The organism is Geobacillus thermodenitrificans subsp. thermodenitrificans DSM 465 (genome assembly GCF_000496575.1).
Taxonomy (GTDB): Bacteria; Bacillota; Bacilli; order Bacillales; family Anoxybacillaceae; genus Geobacillus; species Geobacillus thermodenitrificans.
This window is the reverse complement of the sequence record NZ_AYKT01000062.1, coordinates 1-559: the sequence shown is the minus strand read 5'-3', so window position 1 is coordinate 559 and position 559 is coordinate 1. Positions and strand designations below refer to the sequence as shown.

The window sequence follows — 559 nt, the reverse complement described above, 5'->3', positions numbered from 1 at the left end:
AATATTTGACGGTCGTTAAAGAAGAGGGGATTGCGGAAATTCACTTGCATATTAACAAGTCGAACTCGTATGATTTGGAATTTTACAAGGAGTTCAACGCGGCGATTGATGACATTCGCTTCGATCCGGACATCAAAGTGGTCATTATCATGAGCGATGTGCCGAAGTTTTTCTCGGCTGGGGCGGACATCAACTTTTTACGTTCGGCCGATCCGCGGTTCAAAACGCAATTTTGCCTGTTCTGCAACGAGACGCTCGATAAAATCGCCCGCTCGCCGCAAGTGTACATCGCCTGCTTAGAAGGGCATACAGTCGGCGGGGGCTTGGAGATGGCGTTAGCGTGCGACTTGCGGTTTATGGGCGATGAAGCCGGGAAAATCGGGCTGCCGGAAGTGACGCTCGGGGTGTTGGCCGGGACGGGAGGAACGCAGCGGCTGGCACGGTTGGTCGGCTATTCGCGTGCGTTGGATATGAACATTACCGGGGAAACGATCACTCCACAAGAAGCGCTGGATATCGGGTTGGTGAACCGGGTGTTCCCGCAGGCAGAAACGAGAGA

The 559-nt window shown here is 53.5% G+C and carries 1 protein-coding gene; it reads left to right on the top strand.

Translation table 11 applies throughout. The features are described 5' to 3' along the window. The coding region (locus DSM465_RS0117970) for an enoyl-CoA hydratase/isomerase family protein (protein ID WP_035498869.1) at nucleotides 1-559 on the top strand (559 nt) is incomplete at both ends.